This is a genomic window from Rhizobium sp. 10PS4 (assembly GCF_032464805.1).
Lineage (GTDB): Bacteria > Pseudomonadota > Alphaproteobacteria > Rhizobiales > Rhizobiaceae > Rhizobium > Rhizobium laguerreae.
On the sequence record NZ_JAWDIW010000005.1, the window covers coordinates 108,716 to 125,961 of the forward strand.

Annotated in this window: 19 protein-coding genes and 1 pseudogene; 12 read left to right on the plus strand and 8 right to left on the minus strand. The window is 61.1% G+C overall.

Annotation, left to right across the window (positions count from 1 at the left end):
* Positions 1-485: 485 nt before the first annotated feature.
* The 3 genes from RWJ89_RS10885 to RWJ89_RS10895 all read left to right on the plus strand — a co-directional run bounded on the left by RWJ89_RS10885 (position 486) and on the right by RWJ89_RS10895 (position 3,022).
* Positions 486-1,412, plus strand: a complete 927-nt coding sequence (locus RWJ89_RS10885; protein ID WP_025394881.1) for an ABC transporter ATP-binding protein — start codon at positions 486-488, stop codon at positions 1,410-1,412.
* Positions 1,409-2,170 (plus strand): ABC transporter permease, encoded by a 762-nt coding sequence (locus RWJ89_RS10890; protein WP_020050299.1) that lies wholly within the window; start codon positions 1,409-1,411, stop codon positions 2,168-2,170. Before RWJ89_RS10885 ends, RWJ89_RS10890 begins: the two co-directional genes overlap by 4 nt.
* 114 nt (positions 2,171-2,284) lie before the next feature.
* A complete protein-coding gene (locus tag RWJ89_RS10895) occupies positions 2,285-3,022 on the plus strand; it encodes an SDR family oxidoreductase (RefSeq protein ID WP_131642366.1) in 738 nt (245 codons plus the stop codon).
* Here RWJ89_RS10895 and RWJ89_RS10900 read toward each other — a convergent pair.
* The 5 genes from RWJ89_RS10900 to RWJ89_RS10920 all read right to left on the minus strand — a co-directional run bounded on the left by RWJ89_RS10900 (position 2,985) and on the right by RWJ89_RS10920 (position 6,479).
* Complete coding sequence (locus tag RWJ89_RS10900) at positions 2,985-3,908, minus strand: LysR family transcriptional regulator (RefSeq protein WP_131642367.1); 924 nt, start codon at positions 3,906-3,908, stop codon at positions 2,985-2,987. The two genes, RWJ89_RS10895 and RWJ89_RS10900, sit on opposite strands and share 38 nt — an antisense overlap.
* Before the next feature lie 130 nt (positions 3,909-4,038).
* On the minus strand, positions 4,039-4,476 hold the full coding sequence (locus tag RWJ89_RS10905; protein WP_025394880.1) for an EamA family transporter: 438 nt from the start codon (positions 4,474-4,476) through the stop codon (positions 4,039-4,041).
* Between the two features lie 285 nt (positions 4,477-4,761).
* Positions 4,762-5,463, minus strand: coding sequence for a TIGR02281 family clan AA aspartic protease (locus RWJ89_RS10910; RefSeq protein ID WP_131642368.1), 702 nt, complete (start codon positions 5,461-5,463; stop codon positions 4,762-4,764).
* The gene (locus RWJ89_RS10915) at positions 5,460-5,678 is read right to left on the minus strand and encodes a DUF1289 domain-containing protein (RefSeq protein ID WP_131642369.1); all 219 of its coding nucleotides are present in this window, start codon (positions 5,676-5,678) and stop codon (positions 5,460-5,462) included. The genes RWJ89_RS10910 and RWJ89_RS10915 overlap by 4 nt, the downstream gene beginning before the upstream one ends.
* Positions 5,679-5,696: 18 nt before the next feature.
* A complete protein-coding gene (locus tag RWJ89_RS10920; RefSeq protein ID WP_131664950.1) occupies positions 5,697-6,479 on the minus strand; it encodes an adenosylcobinamide-GDP ribazoletransferase in 783 nt (260 codons plus the stop codon).
* A 156-nt stretch (positions 6,480-6,635) separates the two neighbouring features.
* Here RWJ89_RS10920 and cobT point away from each other — a divergent pair, with 156 nt between their 5' ends.
* Together cobT and RWJ89_RS10930 are read left to right on the plus strand one after the other, a co-directional pair.
* A complete protein-coding gene (cobT, locus tag RWJ89_RS10925; RefSeq protein WP_131642371.1) occupies positions 6,636-7,652 on the plus strand; it encodes a nicotinate-nucleotide--dimethylbenzimidazole phosphoribosyltransferase in 1,017 nt (338 codons plus the stop codon).
* Positions 7,653-7,791: 139 nt separating this feature from the next.
* A complete protein-coding gene (locus tag RWJ89_RS10930; RefSeq protein ID WP_020050291.1) occupies positions 7,792-8,181 on the plus strand; it encodes a diacylglycerol kinase in 390 nt (129 codons plus the stop codon).
* A 105-nt stretch (positions 8,182-8,286) separates the two neighbouring features.
* Here the strand turns inward: RWJ89_RS10930 and RWJ89_RS10935 are convergent, their stop codons facing one another.
* Complete coding sequence (locus RWJ89_RS10935; protein WP_222038357.1) at positions 8,287-9,822, minus strand: sensor histidine kinase; 1,536 nt, start codon at positions 9,820-9,822, stop codon at positions 8,287-8,289.
* A 106-nt stretch (positions 9,823-9,928) separates the two neighbouring features.
* Here RWJ89_RS10935 and RWJ89_RS10940 point away from each other — a divergent pair, with 106 nt between their 5' ends.
* The 5 genes and pseudogenes from RWJ89_RS10940 to RWJ89_RS10960 form a co-directional block, all read left to right on the plus strand.
* Positions 9,929-10,486 (plus strand): thermonuclease family protein, encoded by a 558-nt coding sequence (locus RWJ89_RS10940; protein ID WP_316030909.1) that lies wholly within the window; start codon positions 9,929-9,931, stop codon positions 10,484-10,486.
* Between the two features lie 4 nt (positions 10,487-10,490).
* The gene (locus RWJ89_RS10945; RefSeq protein WP_025394873.1) at positions 10,491-11,123 is read left to right on the plus strand and encodes a uracil-DNA glycosylase family protein; all 633 of its coding nucleotides are present in this window, start codon (positions 10,491-10,493) and stop codon (positions 11,121-11,123) included.
* A 69-nt stretch (positions 11,124-11,192) separates the two neighbouring features.
* Positions 11,193-11,681, plus strand: a complete 489-nt coding sequence (locus RWJ89_RS10950; protein ID WP_003540387.1) for an Lrp/AsnC family transcriptional regulator — start codon at positions 11,193-11,195, stop codon at positions 11,679-11,681.
* Positions 11,682-12,400: 719 nt separating this feature from the next.
* A complete protein-coding gene (locus tag RWJ89_RS10955) occupies positions 12,401-13,462 on the plus strand; it encodes a porin (protein ID WP_221943761.1) in 1,062 nt (353 codons plus the stop codon).
* A 292-nt stretch (positions 13,463-13,754) separates the two neighbouring features.
* Positions 13,755-13,976 (plus strand): annotated as a pseudogene (locus RWJ89_RS10960) (LysR substrate-binding domain-containing protein); the annotation flags it as partial.
* 11 nt (positions 13,977-13,987) lie between these two features.
* Here the strand turns inward: RWJ89_RS10960 and RWJ89_RS10965 are convergent.
* Positions 13,988-14,671, minus strand: coding sequence for a DNA alkylation repair protein (locus RWJ89_RS10965; RefSeq protein WP_221943759.1), 684 nt, complete (start codon positions 14,669-14,671; stop codon positions 13,988-13,990).
* On the minus strand, positions 14,668-15,537 hold the full coding sequence (locus RWJ89_RS10970) for an NAD(P)-dependent oxidoreductase (protein WP_221943757.1): 870 nt from the start codon (positions 15,535-15,537) through the stop codon (positions 14,668-14,670). The genes RWJ89_RS10965 and RWJ89_RS10970 overlap by 4 nt, the downstream gene beginning before the upstream one ends.
* Before the next feature lie 163 nt (positions 15,538-15,700).
* Between RWJ89_RS10970 and RWJ89_RS10975 the strand changes: the two genes are divergently transcribed.
* Positions 15,701-16,069, plus strand: a complete 369-nt coding sequence (locus RWJ89_RS10975) for a hypothetical protein (RefSeq protein WP_221943755.1) — start codon at positions 15,701-15,703, stop codon at positions 16,067-16,069.
* Between the two features lie 177 nt (positions 16,070-16,246).
* Positions 16,247-17,212 (plus strand): aliphatic sulfonate ABC transporter substrate-binding protein, encoded by a 966-nt coding sequence (locus RWJ89_RS10980; protein WP_221943753.1) that lies wholly within the window; start codon positions 16,247-16,249, stop codon positions 17,210-17,212.
* The last annotated feature ends 34 nt before the right edge of the window (positions 17,213-17,246 follow it).

The window sequence follows — 17,246 nt, forward strand, 5'->3', positions numbered from 1 at the left end:
TCCGCAGCGAGTCACGGAAAGAGCGAGGTGCGGAGGAACGAAAAAAGAAAGCCGGCACAGGGCCGGCTAAGACGAACGCGGCTGAACAGGGATACTGGCCGGTTCCAAGCACTTCGTGACTGAACAATAACTTTCACTACAAGCCGAGGCAGCAAAAAAGGGGCGCAACGAGAACACCCAAGACGGCTCCGCAAAGGGGTGGGCGGCGGGGCGGATACCGGTGCTGGCCTCGGTTCTCTTATCGGGCACGAAGATCACCGGATGATGACATCTGAAACCAGCTGCCGCTTTTCTTTTCGCCGGTGAGGTCGGCTTCCTGGGAAGACCCGATGCCGGCTATCTCACCAGTGGGTCGCCTAAGCCCTCCGGGCCAACTGTGTTAACGGCGCGCGAATGCAGTGTTCATGCGCTTAAGGATGTTAAAGCGTTACAAAGGGACTATATAGCGGGCCGAAGTAACTTCCGAGAATCCGCAAGAGTCCCGCATGGCCCCCATCATTTCCGTTCAGAACCTCACCAAGACCTACTCCAATGGGTTCGAGGCCCTGAAGGGCATCAATCTCGACGTCGAAAAGGGTGAGATTCTTGCGTTGCTCGGGCCGAACGGCGCGGGCAAGACGACACTGATCTCGATCATCTGCGGCATCGCCAATCCAAGCGGCGGCCGGGTGCTGGTCGCCGGCCACGACGTCGTGAAGGATTTCCGCGCCACCCGCGGGATGATCGGGCTGGTGCCGCAGGAGCTGACCACCGATCAGTTCGAGACGGTGTTCAATACAGTCAGCTTTTCGCGCGGGCTGCACGGCAAGAAAGCCGATCCTGCCCATATCGAGAAGGTGCTGCGCGCGCTCTCGCTGTGGGACAAGAAGGACAATATGCTGCGCCAGCTCTCCGGCGGGATGAAGCGGCGCGTGCTGATCGCCAAGGCGCTCTCCCATGAACCGGATATTCTTTTCCTCGACGAGCCGACCGCCGGCGTCGATGTGACGCTGCGCAAGGACATGTGGCATGTCGTCGAAGAGCTTCGGGCCTCCGGCGTCACCATCATCCTGACCACCCATTATATCGAAGAGGCCGAGGAAATCGCCGACCGTGTCGGCGTCATCAACGGCGGCGAGTTGCTGCTCGTCGAGGACAAGGCGGCGTTGATGGCCAAGCTCGGCCGCAAGCAGCTCATCCTCGATCTCACCGAACCGCTCAACCGGCTGCCGGATTGTTTTGCCGGCAACGGGCTGACGCTGGAGGCAGACGGCAACCGGCTGACCTATGATTTCGACACTGACGACGAGCAGGAGAGCATTGCAGCTCTGCTGACCAGGCTCGGCGAGAACAATATCCATTTCAAGGATCTCTCGACGCGGCAAAGCTCGCTCGAGGACATCTTCGTGGCGCTGGTGGGAGCGGAAAAATGAACGTCGAGGCCGTCAAATCGATCTATTTCTTCGAGATGGCGCGCACGCGCCGCACGCTGCTGCAGAGCGTCATCTCGCCCGTCATCTCGACCTCGCTCTATTTCATCGTCTTCGGTGCCGCTGTGGGATCACGCATTCAGGAGGTGGAGGGCGTGTCCTACGGCGCCTTCATCACGCCCGGCCTGATCATGCTGACGCTGCTCGGCCAGTGCATCAGCAACGGCTCTTTCGGCATCTATTTCCCGAAATTCACCGGCACGATCTACGAGGTGCTTTCCGCGCCGGTGGCGATGACGGAGATCCTGCTCGGTTATGTCGGTGCGGCGGCGACCAAGGGCATGATCATCGGCTTCATCATCCTCCTCACCGCCACTCTCTTCGTCGACGTCAGGATCGAGCATCCCTTCATGATGATCCTGTTCTTCCTGTTGACGGCGATCACCTTCAGCCTGTTCGGCTTCATGATCGGCATCTGGGCCGGCAATTTCGAGCAGTTGAACCTCATTCCCATGCTGGTCGTGCCGCCGCTGACCTTCCTCGGCGGCAGCTTCTATTCGGTCAGTATGCTGCCGCCCTTCTGGCAGGCGGTCAGCCACCTCAACCCGGTGCTTTATCTCGTCAGCGGCTTCCGCTGGAGTTTTTACGGGATCGCCGACGTCAACCCGGCGATCAGCCTGGCGATGATCACGGTGTTCCTGGTGATCTGCCTGGGAACCCTCGGCTGGATCTTCAAGACCGGCTACCGGCTGCGGAACTGATCAATCCACGCGAACACGCGCCATCGGAAAACCCGATGACACCATCGGTTTCTTCCGTTTTTCTTCGACTCTGATCCGAGGCATCTGCTGCATCAGCCGAGAAGGAGATGGCAGATGACAGATATCAGGATCGAAGGCGCGAAGATCGTTATTGTTGGCGGCAGTTCCGGAATGGGCCTGGCGCTGGCGAGGCGTTTGCTCGGGGAAGGGGCGGCGGTGACGATCGCCGGACGCAGCGAAGATAAGCTTACGGCGGCCCGTCGCGATCTCGGCGAGCATCCTGGATTGGCGACGGTTGCCGTCGATATATCGCGCGAGGAAGAAGTCGCGGCGCTGTTTTGCAATAGCGGGCCGGTCGATCACATCGTCAGCACGGCGGCCGATATCGAAGGCGCCTATCAGCTGCTGCCGTCGATCGAACTTGCGGCGGCGCAAAGGGTGGTCGAAAGCAAGTTCTACGGGCCGCTGCTGCTGGCGAAATATGGTGCCGTCCATCTGCCGCCCTCAGGATCGATTACCTATACGTCAGGTGTCGCGGCCTACAGGCCGGCGGCGCGTGGATCGGTGGTCGCAGCCGTCAATGCGGCGCTCGAAGGCCTGGTCAGGGCGCTGGCGGTCGAGCTGGCGCCGATCCGGATCAACGCAGTGTCGCCCGGATGGGTGGATACCCCGATCTGGAGCTTCGTCGCCGGCGACGCCAAACAGGCGACACTTGATGCGATGGCGCAGCGCCTGCCGGCCGGACGCGTTGGACGGCCCGATGATATTGCCGATGCGATCCGCTTCCTGATCGGCAACGGATTCACGACAGGCACTATCCTGCATGTCGAAGGCGGGCATCGCCTGGTCTGAGCGGCGAGAGTTCTTCGCTTGCCGATTGCAGCAGGAGGGTAAGCGCCGGCGGCTGCACGCGCCTGCGCCGCCACATCATCACCAGCGAGGCTGCGGGTGGTTTGCCCGGCCATGGCAGTTCGACGATGTTGTCCCGCATTGCCGCCGGGCCGACGGCAATGCGGGGGACGAGGCTAAAGCCGGCGCCGGATGCAACGAGCCGGACGATTGTCGCGATGCTGTCGGCTTCAGTCACGATTGGTGGTGCTGCAATATGTGCTTCGGCAAAGGCAGCGTCGAACAGGTGACGGTAGACGCAGCCGGTTTCGGTGGCGACGAAGGGGGCGGTGCTCAGCGCCGCGAGGCTCTCCGGTGGCCGGGCTTGAAAATCGCGACCGGCAATCAGCACCAGCGGTTCGCTGCAGATGCGGCGCGTCAAGAAGCGCTCATCCTGCTGTCCGCGATCGAAGGTGAAGGCGATGTCGATCGCGCTCTGCTGCAATTGCGCAAGCAATTCGCCGCTGCTGGTGACCTTGAGCTTGAGGCCGACGTCTGGGTTGTCCTTGCGAAACAGTGACAGCCAGGGCGCCAGCCGCCCGGAGGCGATGGTTTCGAGCGTACCCAAGGTGATGGACTGTCCGGCGCTGCCGGCTGCAGCACTGACGGCAGCCTTCGCCTCGTCGTTCAGCGCCAATATCTCTTCGGCATAGGCCTTGAGGACTGCACCTGCGGGTGTCGGGATGACGCCCTGCAGGGAGCGGAGGAAGAGCTCTGCGCCCAATTCCTCTTCCAGCGCCTGTATCTGGTCGCTGAGGCTTGACTGAGCGAGATTGACCTCGGCAGCGGCGCGCGTGAGACTTTCGTGCCGGATCACCGCGAGGAATGATTTCAACTGTCTTGGGTTCATGTCGGGCTCCGGTATGGGCGCAGAAGCGCCTTGACGGCAGGATATCAACAAAGCTGAAGGAGCTGCAACGCAGGAGCATGTGGCGGCGAACTGCTCGTCTTCTGCTGCTGCATATTGCGCCAGTTTTCCGTCAGGCGCTGCTGACGAGAAGGGCGCCGGAGATGATGAGTAGGGTGCCGGCGACGAGCTTTACGATGTCGAGCTCGGAGGCTTCGCCGAGAAAGACGGCGCCGATCGCCAGTGTCACCAGCACGTTGCAGCTCCAGATTGGGGCGAGTTTCGAGACCGGGACACCATAAGTGAAAAGCGCAAAGCTGATGAGGCCGGTGCCGACGGCAAAGCAGGCGCCTGATGTAGCGGCAAAGCCGAGACCTTCGGCGGTCCAGGGGGCGGGGCGCCAGATCAAGGCGGCGATCAGGCCGGCGAGCGCGCAGGTAGCGCCGAAGGCGATCAGGTAGACGGCCGAGCCGGTGGCAGCCGTGGCGCTCTGCTTCTGGAAGATGGCGGTAATGCCCCAGAACAGGGCGGGCAGAACGCCGCCGATAACGATCGGCCAGAGTGAATTCATTGCGAAGCTCCTGTCGCACCCATGGGTCAAGGCCTCGCTGCGGGCGAAGGCCGGCCGAACTGTGGTGCCACCAGACTACAGCGCCGCGCGTCTTTTCAGACGCGCAAAGGACGCTGTAGCACTTTGAATTGTTGCATAATTCCTTAAATCGATTCCGATTTAAGGAATTATGCGGCAGGAGTTTCTTTTTGCTCTTTGTGGTCTTGTTGTTGCCCTTGAAAGTGACAGATCCGACCGTTGCCGTAAAGGCGCCTGCAGCGGCAGCGGATCATGAGCGCTGCGAGGCTAATCGCGCATGCGGAGTTCGTCGGTCTGCATCTGCAGCGAGCCCAGCGTTTCCAGGAAGCTCATGCCGAGCAGGCTCTGGTCGAGCCGGCCGTCCTCGGCGACGCTGGCTGCGACATTGTTGCGGACGATCGGGCCGATCGCCACCTGGTCGAGGGTGACGGGTGCTGCACGGCCGCGGCCGTTGGCTGTCATGATAGTCATGGAATAGGTGAGGCGGGAGAGATCGATGCCGATCCGTTCGGCATCTTCGCGCGACAGCGCCACCATGCTGGCGCCGGTATCGACGAGCATCTCGATCGTCTGGCCATTGACCGCGACATCGGCTTCGAAATGGCCGTTCAGCAGCTTGTGCAGAATGATCTCCTGGCCGCCCTCGCTTGTCGTGACGACGACTGCGCGGCCCGGAACGAGGCCGGCGAGCAGCCTGTTGCCGACGCCGAGCGCTTCCTGGCGATAGAGATAGACGGTTACGAGCGCCAGGATGATGACCAGCCAGATCATCATCTGGCGCATCGTTTCGCCGACACTGCGCCGGCTCGCCCAGATGCCGGCAGACAGCATCAGTGCGATCGGCAGCAGATAGACGACGCGGCCGAAGTCATCGCTCTGCAGGCCAAGGATGCGGCTGTTGTCACTGTTGAGGATCAGCACGGCAAGGCCGATGCCGATTACGACGAGGAAGACGGTCAAACGAATCATAGAGGCCGCTCCGGCCCGGCGACGAGGCTTGATTTCATATGGTTCGGCACCGTGGCGGAACCTGCAAGCCTTGCCGGCAGCAGCGCCATGATCCGCCTTCGCTCAATGTCGGAATAGCTCGTCCAGCTGCCGATTTCCTGAAGAGTCCGGCCGCAGCCGGAACAAAATCCGGTGGCTGAAACCAGGGAGCAGACGTGAACGCAGGGTGTTTGCATGGAGGATATATCGGAATTTCAAAGAGCGGTGGCAAGGGCGCAAAGGGTGGCGATCTCGCAAATTTGTTGCGTTGCGCCCAAGGTATCGCCGGTGTGACCGGCAAGCTTGCGGCGGATGAAGGCGGTGAAGGCGAGCCCTGCGATGCCGGTGGCGAGCAGGCTTGCGATGAGCGGCCGCAAGCCGAAGGCGGGCCAGATCAGAAGCGCTGCGACAAGGCAGGCTGAGGCGAGCGAAAACTGCATCGCCGCCTCGTCTGGTTGGCCGGTCGAGGCGGCCACGCCGTCGGCCTTTGCCGGCGCCAACCGCTGCCAGTGCCAGGCAATGGCACCGCGGCTGAGGGCCGCGACAGCGGGAATGGCGAGGGCTGCCGCGAGCGGCGAGGAATGGCGGGCGATGGCGGCAAGCGCGGCTGCGCGGATCGCGAAGGAGAGGATCAGCGCTATCGCGCCATAGGTGCCGATCCGGCTGTCTTTCATGATGAGGAGGCTCTGTTCGCGGCTCTTGCCGCCGCCGATGCCGTCGGCCGTATCGGCCAGGCCGTCCTCGTGCAGCGCGCCGGTGACGAGGGCCTGGATGGAAAGCGCGATCAGGGCCGCCATCAGCGGGTCCGCACGCAGCCCCAAAAGGAGGAGGATGGCGAGTGCGGGGACGAAACCGATGACGATGCCGGCGAAGGGAAAGGCGCGCACCAGCCGGCTGAGCCTGCCGTCATAGCCTTTGAACAGCGATTGCGGCATGGGAATGCGGCTGAGGAAGGCGACGGCGCGGGCGGTATCGACCGCATAGTCCTTGATCTTCATTCTGCTTCGTTCTGCCGGAGGTTTCGGCTTATGGTCGCGGCGGCGCTTTTGGAGTTGTTCGCCTCGTCCGCCCGCTTTAAGAGAGTGGCCACCCGCAAAGAAGCTGATTTGCGGGAAAAAAACAAGAATACCCGGATTCATAGGAAAACCGCACAGATGAGCGTCTCAGGCCTGCCGTTCGACGATTTCCGTACCCTGCTCCGTGACCTGCCGGGGCCGGATGCCCGCGCGCTGGTGGCGGCGCGCGAGCGTGACGCGCAGCTGACCAAGCCGCCGGGCGCGCTCGGACGGCTCGAGGAAATCGCCTTCTGGCTTGCTGCCTGGACGGGCCGCACACCTGCCGTCAACCGGCCGCTGGTGGCGATCTTTGCCGGCAATCACGGCGTCACCAGGCAGGGCATCACGCCCTTTCCGCCAACGGTGACGCAACAGATGGTCGAGAATTTTGCAGCCGGCGGTGCTGCAATCAACCAGATCTGTGTCGCCTATGATCTCGGGCTGAAAGTCTTCGATCTGGCCCTCGATTATCCCACCGGCGACATCACCGAGGAGGCAGCGCTTTCCGAGCGCGATTGCGCCGCGACCATGGCCTTCGGCATGGAGGCGATCGCCGGCGGCACCGACCTGCTTTGCATCGGCGAGATGGGCATCGGCAATACGACGATTGCGGCGGCGATCAACTATGCACTCTACGGCGGTTCGGCGCGCGACTGGGTGGGGCCGGGCACCGGCTCGGAAGGCGAGATGCTGGAGCGCAAGATCGCGGCGGTGGAAAAGGCGGTGGCGCTGCATAGCGACCATCTCGACGATCCGCTCGAGATCATGCGCCGGCTTGGCGGCCGCGAGATCGCGGCGATGGCCGGCGCGATCCTTGCTGCGCGCATAGAGCGCATTCCGGTGCTGATCGACGGTTATGTCGCGACCGCAGCGGCGGCGATCCTCAAAGCGGCCAATCCGTCGGCACTCGATCATTGCCTGATCGGCCATGTCTCCGGCGAGCCCGGACATCTGCGCTCGATCGAGATGCTCGGCAAGACGCCGCTTCTGGCGCTCGGCATGCGGCTCGGCGAAGGCACCGGTGCGGCGCTAGCCGCCGGCATCGTCAAGGCGGCCGCCGCCTGCCATTCCGGCATGGCGACCTTCGCCCAGGCAGGCGTGTCGAATAAGCATTAAGGCCGCGGTAGGCGCCGTCCATCCGCACGCGTTCGCTTGCGCGGCCTAAGCGGATTCGGTATTTGCGTATTCGCCCATCAAAAAGGAGACGGCAAAGCCTCTCCCGGTCTGTGATGCAACGGAAAGAGGAGAGGGCATCTTGACGAAGCCTGCGGTGACGAAAGAGACCGGACTTCGGCATTTCATCGCCGCCGCCAGCTATTCCTGGGCGGGCTTCCTGAGGGTGCTGAAAGAGGCAGCCTTCCGTCAGGAACTCGGCTTCTTCGTCGTTTCGATCGCGGCGCTGGCGCTGGTGGGAGCTACTGCTGGCGAGATCGTCGTCGCGGTGCTTCTGTTTCTCGGGCTCTTTTCGATGGAGGCGATGAATACCGCCGTTGAAGAGGTGATCGACCGGATTTCGCCGGAGATTTCAATCGTCGGCAAACACGCCAAGGATCTCGGCTCCTTCGCGGTGACCTGCATGATCGCCGCCTGCTGCCTCTATCTCGGCTTCGTTCTCGGCAAGCATCTGTTCTTTGGATCCGGATGATTTCACGCTGGATCGGCCGAATGTCATCCGGATCCAAGTCTAAGAATTGAAGCATGATGTTGCCCGAAAACCGCTCACACTTTTCGGCATCATGCTTTCGCTGAATCAGGCAAAACTTTTGCGCTTGCGCGCGACGGCCTGGGCCTCCTCGACGGCCGGCAGGCTCTGGAGCACGCGCTTGGCGGGCAGGATGGCGATAACTTCGGTGCCCTCGCGCAGCTTCGATTTCAGCAGGAACTGTCCGTCATGCTTGGCAAGGATCGCCTGGACGATCGGCAGGCCGAGGCCGGTGCCCTGTTCGGCGCTCTTGATGGCGATCGAGCCTTGGCCGAAGGCCGACAGGACGACGGGAATCTCTTCTTCCGGAATGCCAGGGCCGTTGTCCTTGATCGAGATGTACTGTCCGCCGCCGGCCGTCCAGCCGACCTTGACGTGGATCTCGCCGCCCTGCGGCGTGAACTTGACGGCATTGGAGAGAAGATTGAGCACCACCTGGCGCATCGACTTCTCGTCGGCCCAAATGGCCGGCAGTTGCCGCTCGAACTGGTCCGAAATGGCAATGTTCTTGGCGCGGGCGCGCAACTGGACCATGCCGATGCAATCTTCGGTGATATCAAGAAGCGAAATCGCCTCCTCGCTCAACTCGTATTTGCCGGCCTCGATGCGCGACAGGTCGAGGATCTCATTAATGAGATCGAGCAGATGCTGGCCTGAACGGTGAATGTCGCCCGCATATTCCTTGTAGGTCGGATTGGCGAGCGGCCCCATGACTTCGGCAGACATCACTTCGGAAAAGCCGAGGATGGCGTTGAGCGGGGTTCTGAGCTCGTGCGACATGGAGGCAAGGAAGCGCGACTTGGCGAGGTTTGCCTCTTCGGCGCGGCGGCGAGCCTCATCCGACATCGACTTCGCCACTTCCAACTCGGCGATCAGGTCGTCCTTCTCCGATTGGTAGGAAAGGATCCTGAGGTTCGACTTGAAGAGCCGGTCGCTGATATAGTTGAAGAAGACGAGGGTGGTGGTGAAGAGCCCCGTCAGGCTGATTTCGAGGAGATCGCGCGACAGGCCGCTCTTGGCGGCAAGCGCCAGGACCGCCGGCGAGAAGGCGGCGAGCACGGCGGGCGTCAGCATGAAGTTCGACATCGCCGTGATGGAGAGCGCGATCAGCAGCGTGGCGCCCTTATAAAGAATGAAGCTCGATGGCTCGCAGGTGTCGCAGCCCTGCAGCGCGAAGACGGCCCAGCAGCAGCCGAGCAGGAACTGGCCGGTGAGCAGCAGGCGGCGCCATTTGCGGGCGCTCTCGGCGGTGATCTCCTGCCGGCGCGCCCGCCTTGCAAGCAGGATATTGCCGGCGTGACAGGTGACTGTCAGCAGCGACCAGAAGAGCAATTGCGTATCTTCAGTGAAATAGACGCCAAGCGCGGTGATGATGACGACGAAGAGCGGCATGATCGTCGCGCCCTGCAGCACCGACGCCACATACATGTCGAGCACGTCACGATCGAAGGAGGAATTGGACGCATGACCGGACTGAAGACGTTCGCGCGTCTGCCGCACGGCCTTGGAAACGGCCTTGTTGCGGTGGCTGCGCGACCTGTCGACGATGATCTTGTCGGTCGATGTGCTTACGCCGGTACTCATGTGCACGTTGAAACTTCATCCCAGGGTGGATAAGAGCTTAACCGGCAATTCTTAAGAAGATGTTTGCCATCTTTGCCAAGGATTTGTTTTTTAAGGAGGCAAAAGCGTGACACGGGGCCTGCGCCTGATTCGCGACGGCGTCACCGCTTTTGCCCTGCTGGCGCTCGTGGCGCTGATCGCTGCCAAGCTCAACGATGCAGCAAAAATCGAGCATGCGGGCGCCTTCCATGCTGCCGACGGCGACAGCCTGGTATTGGGAGACGAACGTTTGCGCCTCGAAGGCATCGATGCGCCGGAACTCAACCAGAGCTGCGAGCGGGCGGGGAAAGCCTGGGCCTGCGGGCGCGCGGCGCGCGAGGCGCTGCAGGACATGGTGCTGGCATCGGGAACGCTTTGTCAGGGCAGCCGGCGCGACCGCTACGAAAGGCTGCTCGTCGTCTGCCGGAGCGGGGCGGGCGGCGACATCAATGCCGCCATGGTGCGCCGGGGCATGGCCATCTCCTATGGCGATTATGGCAAGGAGGAGGCCGAGGCGAAGGCTGAGAAGGCCGGTCTCTGGGCCGGGACTTTCGAGCGGCCGCGCGATGTGCGCGATCATGCGCGCCAGAGTTCCGGCTTCGATGGCGCCCTGCGCTTCATCGGGCAGATCGTCGGGTGGGAGTAAAGCCATGAGCGACGAAGCCATGCTGGAGACGCTGCGACGGGAGATCGCCTGCTGTCGCATCTGTCGCGACGCACCGGCGAAAGGCCTCGAATACCGGCTGCCGCACGAGCCGCGGCCAGTGGCGGTGATCTCATCGAGCGCGCGCATCCTGATCGCAGGGCAGGCGCCCGGGCTTCGGGTGCATGAGAGCGGCCTGCCATTCGACGATGCATCGGGCGACCGGCTGCGATCATGGCTCGGCGTTGACAGGGCAAGCTTCTATGACCGCGGCCGATTCGCCATCGTGCCGATGGGCTTCTGCTTTCCCGGCTATGATGACAAGGGCGCGGATCTGCCGCCGCGGCGCGAATGCGCGCCGTTCTGGCGGCAAAGAGTGATCTCGGCCATGCCGCAGATCGAACTGGTGCTGGTCATCGGCCAATATGCGCAGGCCTGGCATATGGCCGGTGAAAGACAGGACAATATGACCGAGACGGTGCGAGCGTGGCGCGACAGTCTTCGGTCCGACCGATCGCCGGCGGTGCTGCCGCTTCCGCATCCGAGCTGGCGCAATAGCGGCTGGCTGAAGCGCAATCCCTGGTTCGAGAAAGAATTGCTCCCGATCCTGCAGGAACGGACGAAAATGCTGCTTTCCTGAAACAAAATTCTTTTCGTTGCGCGGAATCGAGTTATACAAAGAAAATAATTCGAAAGGACTGTTGTGCGCATGGATCGCCTCGACCGAAAAATACTGCGTCTTCTGCAAGAAGATTCGACGCTTGCCGTTGCCGATCTCGCCAAGAAAGTGGGTCTCTCGACGACGCCATGCTGGCGGCGCATCCAGAAGATGGAAGAAGACGGTGTCATCAAGCGCCGAGTCGCCATCCTCGATCCGGAGAAGGTCAACACCAAGGTCACCGTCTTCGTGTCGATTCGCACTGCCACCCATTCGATCGAATGGCTGCGCCGCTTTTCCGAAGTGGTCGCCGAATTCCCCGAAGTGGTCGAATTCTACCGGATGAGTGGCGATGTCGACTATCTCCTGCGAGTCGTCGTGCCCGATATCGCCGCCTATGACGCCTTTTATAAGCGGATGATCGCCAAGATCGAGATTCGCGACGTTTCCTCCGCCTTTGCGATGGAGCAGATCAAGTATTCGACGCAACTGCCGCTCGACTACATGATTCTCGACAATGCCAAGTCCAACGAGGATTGAGATCAAGCGTGCGGCCGTGACCGCACGCGACACTGCAAGGGTTCAGCGGGCCTCATATCAGGCGTGAGTCTGCGACCTCGGATATGCCCGTTGGAGGCGACTTGTGACATCCTGGCCGCACCTGGGAATGCCAGTTAGCAAGGCCGAGTTTGGTGATGTGTGGTCCCCCGATTGAAAAAAAGCCTCAAAAATAGCGAAAAAACGCTCAAATCGCCCCTAATTCCTGAAAAAATGAATAGCCTGGTAAGGATTCCGGGGTTATGGTCGATGTAACCAATGGGCGATGTGTCATAATTTTGTCTCATTGGTATCGAATTCAGGACACTATGTTCTAAGCCGCCACCTTGTTTGTGCTTGTTAGCCGGCGGTAGAGTTTATGCGCTTCACCAGCATGTTCGACGGGGGTCGGACGGTGGAGAATTTGACAAATGGGGTGTAGCGTTTGCGGCTTGCGATGGAGGATTTCCGTCGCGAAGCCGTTTGGCGTGTTTTTTCTATAAATATTTGAAATTGTTGTATAAAAATCACGTTGTCGAGGAAAGTAGCCCGTGAGAACCCATCTGGCGTGTATCGAGAATTGCTTGATAGGGCCTTGTATGTGATGACGGTTTGGCGGTTCGATCGATCCGCACGCCGAGATGGCTGTTCAAACTGGGCCGGCTTCAAATCGACTACCCGATCTGAAGCCAGCCCCGATCGACAAAGGAATGGATTGGTAAATGAACATCAGAATGGTTTTGCTTGCATCAGCAGCAGCATTTGCTGCATCGACGCCGGTTCTTGCAGCTGACGCTATCGTTGCTGCCGAGCCGGAACCGGTTGAATATGTTCGCGTCTGCGACGCCTACGGCACCGGCTACTTCTACATCCCGGGCACCGAAACCTGCCTCAAGATCGAAGGCTACATCCGTTTCCAGGTCAACGTTGGCGACCAGCCAGGTGGTGACAACGATTCTGATTGGGATGCAGTAACTCGCGGTCAGGTTCAGTTCACGGCCAAGAGCGACACCGAGTATGGTCCGCTGACCGGCGTCATCGTCATGCAGTTCAATGCTGACAATGCCACCGATCAGGATGCCATCCTCGACTCCGCTTACCTCGACGTCGCGGGCTTCCGCGCCGGTCTGTTCTACAGCTGGTGGGACGATGGTCTCTCCGGTGAAACCGACGACATCGGCTCCGTCGTAACCCTGCACAACTCCCTCCGCTATCAGTACGAAAGCGGCACCTTCTACGCTGGCCTCAGCGTCGATGAACTGGAAGACGGCGTTTACCAGGGTACCGTGGACCCCGTCACCGGCGACTTTACTGCGGACGATGGTCCGAACAATGTCGGCGTTGCCTTCGGCGTTGGCGGCACTGCCGGCGCATTCAGCTACCAGGTCACTGGCGGCTGGGACTTCGACAACGAAGACGGCGCCATCCGTGCGATGGGTACGGTTGAAATCGGTCCCGGCACGCTCGGCCTCGCCGGCGTATACTCTTCCGGCCCGAACTCGTACTACTCTTCGGCTGAATGGGCTGTTGCTGCCGAATACGCTATCAAGGCAACCGACAAGCTCAAGATCACCCCGGCCGTTCAGTACTACGGCAACTACTTCGGCGGTGGCACGGAAGTTCCGGAAGACTTCGACGGTCTCGGCGATGCATGGAAGGTCGGTCTGACGGTTGATTACCAGATCGTCGACAACTTCTACGCCAAGGCTTCGGTTCAGTACCTCGATCCGGATGATGGTGAGGACTCTACTTCGGGCTACTTCCGCCTGCAGCGTTCGTTCTAATCCACTTGGTGGATGCTCCCGGTCTTCGGATCGGGAGCACTACAATCAGTTTCTGATCCGAGTGACCTCCGATCAGCTACGGGGACGGGTCCGGTCTTCCCTGCCGGACCGTCCTTGCAGCGTTTTTAGTGTTGCAGTCTTCAAGGCAGTCGATCACGATGGCCCTTCAGGTGAGCCGAACCGGCGTTGCGTATCGTATGTCGGCATCCCTGCCAGCCTCGTTTCTTGAGGCACCCGGATTTCAATTTTTTCAACGAGTTGGATCGACCGTGCGGACGGCTATCGATCCGTTCTGACCGCCATCCTCGACGCGGCTCGTGCTGGCCTTGGCTTTGGACTTTTACTCGAAAGTGCCTGTGAGGCCGATCTCCAGGCTGGCAAGCTGGTGCGGGTGCTGCCGGACTGGCAGTCGGAGGAGAGCCAGTTCTATATCGTCTTCACGACGGCCAAGGGCATGGCGCCGGCGGTGCGGGTGCTGATCGATTTTCTGGTCGAAAAATCCAGGCAGCATTGACGGCCTCGGGCTTATCTCAGCCGTGCCCGCAGCTTTTCGCCGGTTAGCTCCCTAACCGCATCCTTGCCGATCCAGCGGGCGGTTTTGTCAGGGCTTTCCGCTAGGGACTGTGCGAGTGCCAGCGCCGGCGCATGGCAGGCGAGATTGCGTTTGCCGATGTTGCGCAGCGCCCAATTAACCGCTTTGCGCACGAAGTTTCGAGGGTCGCCGGAATGAGTCTCGATCAGCGGCAGCCATGCGAGAATAGTCGCATCAGGTTCCTTCTTCAAGTGAACCGTAGCACCGGCAATCATGGCGAAGGCTGTGCGCCTGATAAATTCACGCTCGTCGGCGGCGAAGTCTGAGATGAGCTCGTCCAGCCCCGCCTCGACGAAGAGATCGGCGGCGCAATCGACGATCTCCCAGGAGTTGAAATCATCGGCCCAATGTCGGGCTTCTTCCGTCGTCAACCGCTTCGGTTCGGCTGTGTAGAGGGCGAGCAGGCGGGCTTCGCGGATATCGCTTCGCCAGAGCTGCATTGCCCTGAGGTGATCCTTCTTCGCCAGTCTGGCGACCGCCCGGATATCGGGATTGGAGATGCCGAGGGCGCCGCCGGTAGCGATGCCGAAGCGCGCCATGCTGGCGACATTCTCCTCCGAACGCAGCGTTTCGAGATGCGCGATCAATTCTGCCGCATCGGAGGAGGGGCCGATCATTTCTCGAGGCGGGCGAGCAGCGAGGATGTGTCCCAGCGATTGCCGCCCATTGACTGCACGTCGCCGTAGAACTGATCGACGATGGCGGTGACCGGCAGTTTGGCGCCGTTGCGGCGGGCTTCAGTGAGCACGATGCCGAGATCCTTGCGCATCCAGTCGACCGCGAAGCCGAAGTCGTATTTGCCAGCGTTCATGGTTTTGTGGCGGTTTTCCATCTGCCAGGAACCGGCCGCACCCTTGGAAATCACCTCGACGACTTTTTCAATATCGAGGCCGGCGCGCTTGCCGAAATGCAGCGCTTCGGCAAGTCCCTGGACGAGACCGGCGATGCAGATCTGGTTGACCATCTTGGTCAGCTGGCCCGAGCCTGCCGGCCCCATCAGGCCAACCATGCGGGCATAGGCGTCGATGACAGGCCTGGCGCGTTCGAAGACGGCCTCGTCGCCGCCGCACATGACGGTCAGGATACCGTTTTCGGCGCCGGCCTGGCCGCCGGAGACGGGAGCGTCGATGAAGTCGACGCCTTTTTCCTTGGCCGCGGCATAAAGTTCGCGGGCGACCTCAGCGCTGGCGGTGGTGTTGTCGATCAGCACCGAACCGGGCTTCATGCCGTGTAAAGCGCCGTTCTCGTCCAATGTCACCGAGCGGAGATCTTCGTCATTGCCGACGCAGACGAAGACGAAATCGGCACCGGCGGCGGCCTCGGCCGGGGTGGGGGCGGCGTGGCCTGAAAATTTCTCGGCCCAGGCGGCGGCTTTTGCCGGCGTGCGGTTATAGACGGTGACATCGTGGCCGCCTTTCGTCTTCAAATGCCCCGCCATAGGGAAACCCATGACGCCGAGACCGATGAACGCGACTTTTGCCATATGTCCTATCCTTTTCCTCAAGTGCAGGCCCGAGGATTAACCGAAACGGCGGGAGCAGAAAAGCCCGTGAAGGCGGACTTCGTTCCGATTGACGCAGATGAGGCTGGCCGCCGTTCGGCCGAGCCCTAGATCGGGAGAAGGCAAAATGTTTCCGGGAGGTGACATGACGGAAATTCCGACGATCGAGCCGCGGCGCAAAGGCCGCAGCGGAATGCAGGCGATGCTCATTCCATCGCAGCAGATGGTCGCAGAGCAGATTCGATCGGCACCGGAAGGTGTCATCACCGAAGTAGGCACTCTCCGTCGCCGTCTCGCCGCTCAATACGGGGCGGACGCCTGTTGTCCGGTGACCGTGCAGCGGCATTTGCGTGCGATCGCCGAGTTGTCATTCGGCGCGCTGGAGAAGGGCGAGCCGGTTTCGACAGTTACGCCCTATTGGCGCATGGTCGATCCCGCAAGCTTGCTTGCGAAGCGTCTTGCCGGCGGGCCTACCTTCATCCGTGAGCGCCTGGCCGGCGAAGGTCGGGAGTGAGGGACGCGCGAAAAAAATCCGCTTGAGGCCGATTTCCCGGCTGCAAAATTTCAGCAAAGGCCATATGTTGCAAATAAATTTGTCGATATAAATTATAGATTTCATCATCATGGAGCTCGTAACTGACAGGTCGTCCAGCCGAAGGCAGGCCCGACACCGTACAAGAAGGGGATAGTCATGATTTCACGTCGACAAACGCTCGGGCTTTTTGGAGCTGCTGCGGCCACGGCAATCCTGCCGGCAGTCAGAGCGGCACGGGCTGCCACCAGCGAGTTCCGTATCGGCTGGCAGAAGAACGGCGTGTTGGCGCTCGCCAAGCGGCGTGGCGCACTTGAGAAGCGGCTTGCCGATCGCGGCATTACCGTCAGCTGGTTGGAATTCACCTCCGGTCCGCCGCTTCTCGAAGCGCTGGGTGCCGGGGCTCTGGATTTCGGTGCGACCGGCGATGTGCCGCCGCTCTTTGCCCAGGCGGCCGGCGGGCAGCTCTATTATGTCGGTCTCTACAAGGGCAGCCCGGCAGCGTCGGCCATCCTCGTGCGCAAGGATTCGCCCATCAAGACGCTTGAAGATCTCAAGGGCAAAAAGGTTGCCTTCAAGCGGGGCTCCAGCGCGCATAACGTAACCGTCAAGATTCTGCGCCAGGCGGGGTTGAAGCCCGAAGATGTCGAGCAGCTCGACCTTTCGCCGCCGGATGCTGCGGCCGCCTTTAAGAATGGCAGCATCGACGCCTGGTCGATCTGGGATCCCTATCTGGCGATTGCAGAAGCCGATCCGGAGACGCGTATCCTGACGACCGCCGAAGGCATCGTCGACTCCTACAGTTTCTTCCTCGCCAATCGCGATTTCACCGATGCCAACGGGCAGGTGGTCGTCGATGTGATCGATGAGCTTGCCAAGGTCGGCACGTCGGCCCAGAGCAATATCGAGGAGACGGTGAAGGAGCTTTCCGAGATCACCGGCGTGCCGATTGACGTGACGCGCGTGACATTGACGCGAAAGGGTGCCGATCTCGGCAGCGTCTCGACCATCACCGATGCCGCCGCCGCCTATCAGCAGGCGCTCGCCGACGAGTTCCACGGGCTCGGCATCCTGCCGAAGAAGCTTACGACCGGCGATATCGTCTGGCGTCCCAAGGCAAGCTGATTTTCCGGCCGGGCCAAGATTTCCGCGAGGCGGC

What these genes read in the sequence shown, in the direction of transcription:
- RWJ89_RS10885 (WP_025394881.1), top strand. Translation starts at nt 486, where the DNA reads ATGGCCCCCATCATTTCCGTTCAGAACCTCACCAAGACCTACTCCAAT.
- RWJ89_RS10890 (WP_020050299.1), top strand. Translation starts at nt 1,409, where the DNA reads ATGAACGTCGAGGCCGTCAAATCGATCTATTTCTTCGAGATGGCGCGC.
- RWJ89_RS10895 (WP_131642366.1), top strand. Translation starts at nt 2,285, where the DNA reads ATGACAGATATCAGGATCGAAGGCGCGAAGATCGTTATTGTTGGCGGC.
- RWJ89_RS10900 (WP_131642367.1), bottom strand. Translation starts at nt 3,908, where the DNA reads ATGAACCCAAGACAGTTGAAATCATTCCTCGCGGTGATCCGGCACGAA.
- RWJ89_RS10905 (WP_025394880.1), bottom strand. Translation starts at nt 4,476, where the DNA reads ATGAATTCACTCTGGCCGATCGTTATCGGCGGCGTTCTGCCCGCCCTG.
- RWJ89_RS10910 (WP_131642368.1), bottom strand. Translation starts at nt 5,463, where the DNA reads ATGATTCGTTTGACCGTCTTCCTCGTCGTAATCGGCATCGGCCTTGCC.
- RWJ89_RS10915 (WP_131642369.1), bottom strand. Translation starts at nt 5,678, where the DNA reads ATGCAAACACCCTGCGTTCACGTCTGCTCCCTGGTTTCAGCCACCGGA.
- RWJ89_RS10920 (WP_131664950.1), bottom strand. Translation starts at nt 6,479, where the DNA reads ATGAAGATCAAGGACTATGCGGTCGATACCGCCCGCGCCGTCGCCTTC.
- cobT (WP_131642371.1), top strand. Translation starts at nt 6,636, where the DNA reads ATGAGCGTCTCAGGCCTGCCGTTCGACGATTTCCGTACCCTGCTCCGT.
- RWJ89_RS10935 (WP_222038357.1), bottom strand. Translation starts at nt 9,822, where the DNA reads ATGAGTACCGGCGTAAGCACATCGACCGACAAGATCATCGTCGACAGG.
- RWJ89_RS10945 (WP_025394873.1), top strand. Translation starts at nt 10,491, where the DNA reads ATGAGCGACGAAGCCATGCTGGAGACGCTGCGACGGGAGATCGCCTGC.
- RWJ89_RS10950 (WP_003540387.1), top strand. Translation starts at nt 11,193, where the DNA reads ATGGATCGCCTCGACCGAAAAATACTGCGTCTTCTGCAAGAAGATTCG.
- RWJ89_RS10955 (WP_221943761.1), top strand. Translation starts at nt 12,401, where the DNA reads ATGAACATCAGAATGGTTTTGCTTGCATCAGCAGCAGCATTTGCTGCA.
- RWJ89_RS10965 (WP_221943759.1), bottom strand. Translation starts at nt 14,671, where the DNA reads ATGATCGGCCCCTCCTCCGATGCGGCAGAATTGATCGCGCATCTCGAA.
- RWJ89_RS10970 (WP_221943757.1), bottom strand. Translation starts at nt 15,537, where the DNA reads ATGGCAAAAGTCGCGTTCATCGGTCTCGGCGTCATGGGTTTCCCTATG.
- RWJ89_RS10975 (WP_221943755.1), top strand. Translation starts at nt 15,701, where the DNA reads ATGACGGAAATTCCGACGATCGAGCCGCGGCGCAAAGGCCGCAGCGGA.
- RWJ89_RS10980 (WP_221943753.1), top strand. Translation starts at nt 16,247, where the DNA reads ATGATTTCACGTCGACAAACGCTCGGGCTTTTTGGAGCTGCTGCGGCC.